This is a genomic window from Mycobacterium sp., assembly GCF_032161845.1.
Lineage (GTDB): Bacteria > Actinomycetota > Actinomycetes > Mycobacteriales > Mycobacteriaceae > Mycobacterium.
In genome coordinates, this window is record NZ_JAVRQA010000440.1 from 1 (window position 1) to 2,557 (window position 2,557).

Consider the following 2,557-nt stretch of genomic DNA (forward strand, 5'->3'; position numbering starts at 1 on the left):
GGTTCTAAGTTCTAGGCGGCGTTCCGGACGATCTCGGCGGGCGAGTCGGCGACGGGTGCCTTGCGGCGGCCGAAGTCGTTGGGCAGCGACAGGCGCACCACCTTCATCCACGCCGAGGCGACCTGCCTGGGTAGCGAGCCGCTGACGTAGGTCAGGCCGTACCGTTCGAAGAGGTCGGCGACCTTGGGCGCGATCTCCTTGTAGCGGTTGCTCGGCAGATCCGGGAACAGGTGGTGCTCGATCTGGAACGACAGATTACCCGTCATGAAGTGCATGAGCGGACTGCCGGAGATGTTGGCGGAGCCGAGCATCTGACGCAGGTACCACTGGCCCTTCGTCTCGCCGTCGATCGACGTCTTCTCGAAGGTCTGCACGCCCTCGGGGAAGTGCCCACACATGATGACCGAGTGCGTCCACCAGTTGCGAACCAGGTTCGCCGTCAGATTCGCCGTCAGCGTCGTGATGGCCGACGGTCCGGACAGCAGTGGATGGAGCACGTAGTCGCGTAGGGCGTGCTTGCGCATCTTGGCCAGGACCTTCTTGCCGTTGCGGCGGAATTCGTCCTTGTCGGTGCGGCCCTTGAGGTACTTGCCGATCTCGAGGTCGTAGGCGGCGATGCCGTACTGAAAGAGGCAGGCGTTGAGGAAGTTCCACAACGGTTGCGCGACGTAGAAGGGCTTCCACCGCTGGTTCTCGTCGACGCGCATGATGCCGTAGCCGAGGTCGTTGTCCTTGCCGCGCACGTTGGTGTAGTTGTGGTGAATCTCGTTGTGGGAGTGCTTCCACATCGCCGACGGTGAGGCGTTGTCCCACTCCCAAGTGGTCGAGTGAATCTTGTTGTCGCGCATCCAGTCCCACTGACCGTGCATCACGTTGTGGCCGATCTCCATGTTCTCGACGATCTTGCTGATCGACAGTCCGATGGTGCCCGCGATCCACGCAGGCGGAAACAGCGAGAACAGCAGAACGGCACGGCTGCCAAGCTCGAGCTTGCGCTGACCGTCGATGACCTTGCGGATGTAGGCGGCGTCGCGCTCGCCGCGCTCGGCGAGGACGTCCGCGCGGATGGCTTCCAGCTCCCTGCCGAGATTCTCGATGTCCTCGTCGGTCAGGTGGGCGGTCGGGTCGTTTGAAATGCGTTGTGCAGTGGTCATTGTGAGCTCCTCAGAGTTCGATGTCGCATGAACCCGCGGCGGCGGAGACGCAGGTCTGGATGTGTACGTTGTCGCCCTCGGTGGCGGTGGTGACGTCGCCTGTGCGCAGATCGCGCACGGCGCCTCGTCGTAGCGGTGCGACGCAGCCGAAGCAGATGCCCATCCGGCATCCCGACGGCATCAGCACGCCCGCCGCCTCGCCCGCATCGAGCAGTGTCTCGGCACCGCCGGCGTCCACGGTGGTCTCGGATCCCGTGAAGGTCACGGTGCCACCGTCGCCTGCCTCGGCGATGATCGAGGGACGGAAGCGCTCGGTGTGCAGACGGTCCGCGATACCCATCGAATCCCAATGGCCTTCGAGGGCGTCGAGCATGCCGGCCGGGCCGCATGCCCACGTCTGTCGATCGGCGAAGTCGGCGACGACGTCGTCGATGCGGGCGACGTCGAGCATGCCGTCGGAGTCGGTGTGCTTCTCCACCAGGGTGATTCGGCCTGCCCGCGCCATCGCTCGGAGTTCCCTGCTGAAGATGACGTCCTCGGGAGTCGGCGCGGAGTGCACGACGACCACGTCCTTGGTGGTCTCCATGTTGCGCAGCATGCCCATCACGGGCGTGATGCCGCTGCCCGCGGTGAGGAACAGGATCTTCTCGGGTGTGCGGGCGCCCAGCGTGAACTCGCCGCTGGCGTGGTCGAGGTGGACGACGGTGCCGACGGTGGCGCGTCGCACCAGGTGATTGCTGACCGTGCCGTCCGGGATCGCCTTCACGGTGATCGCGATCGTCGCGTCCGCGGTGTTCGAGGTGAGCGAGTAGGCCCGCCACTGCCTGATGCCGTCGACGTCGACCCCGATCCGGATGTATTGACCGGGGGTATGGCCTCGCCATCCGCGGCCGGGCTTGATCACTAGGGTCGCGGCGTCGCGCGTCTCGGGTTGAATCGCGACGATCCGGCCGCGCAGTTCTGCGCCGGATCGCAAGGGGTCGATCACGTCGAGGTAGTCGGCAGGCACCAGCGGCGTGGTCACGCGCTCGGCGAACTGGATGACTCGCTGGCGCATCGCGCCGACCACGGTGGGTCGGGGTGCTGTTGTCGTCATGAGACCACTCTGGCTGAGTCGGAGGTATAAAGTCTTGACCATCGAACGTGAATGATCTGCAACAATTTGTTCGCAAAGGATAGTTTTGTCGGAACCTGAGCTTCGCTTCACCGGGCTCGACCTCGACGAAGAGGTCGTCGCCGCACTGCAAGCCGTTTTGCCGAGGATGGCCGAGCGCACCGTCGCCGCAGTCACGGCCGAGGTGCCGAGCTATATCCGCGCGTTCAGCGGGCGGATGGGCCCGATCATCGAGAACGCCGTGCAGATGGCGCTCGGTGCCTTCCTGCGGTTGGCCGTGCGCGCGCAT

General features: G+C 64.9%; 2 protein-coding genes and 1 pseudogene. 1 reads left to right on the forward strand and 2 read right to left on the reverse strand.

Going from position 1 to position 2,557, the window contains the following annotated elements:
* Positions 1-11 precede the first annotated feature (11 nt).
* Together QOD90_RS24010 and QOD90_RS24015 are read right to left on the reverse strand one after the other, a co-directional pair.
* A complete protein-coding gene (locus QOD90_RS24010) occupies positions 12-1,154 on the reverse strand; it encodes a fatty acid desaturase family protein (RefSeq protein ID WP_526353774.1) in 1,143 nt (380 codons plus the stop codon).
* A 10-nt stretch (positions 1,155-1,164) separates the two neighbouring features.
* On the reverse strand, positions 1,165-2,250 hold the full coding sequence (locus QOD90_RS24015; protein ID WP_526353776.1) for a ferredoxin reductase: 1,086 nt from the start codon (positions 2,248-2,250) through the stop codon (positions 1,165-1,167).
* 85 nt (positions 2,251-2,335) lie between these two features.
* Here QOD90_RS24015 and QOD90_RS24020 point away from each other — a divergent pair.
* Positions 2,336-2,557 (forward strand): annotated as a pseudogene (locus QOD90_RS24020) (PucR family transcriptional regulator); the annotation flags it as partial.

Coding starts and splice junctions, on each gene's coding strand:
- QOD90_RS24010 (WP_526353774.1), bottom strand. CDS start 1,154: ATGACCACTGCACAACGCATTTCAAACGACCCGACCGCCCACCTGACC.
- QOD90_RS24015 (WP_526353776.1), bottom strand. CDS start 2,250: ATGACGACAACAGCACCCCGACCCACCGTGGTCGGCGCGATGCGCCAG.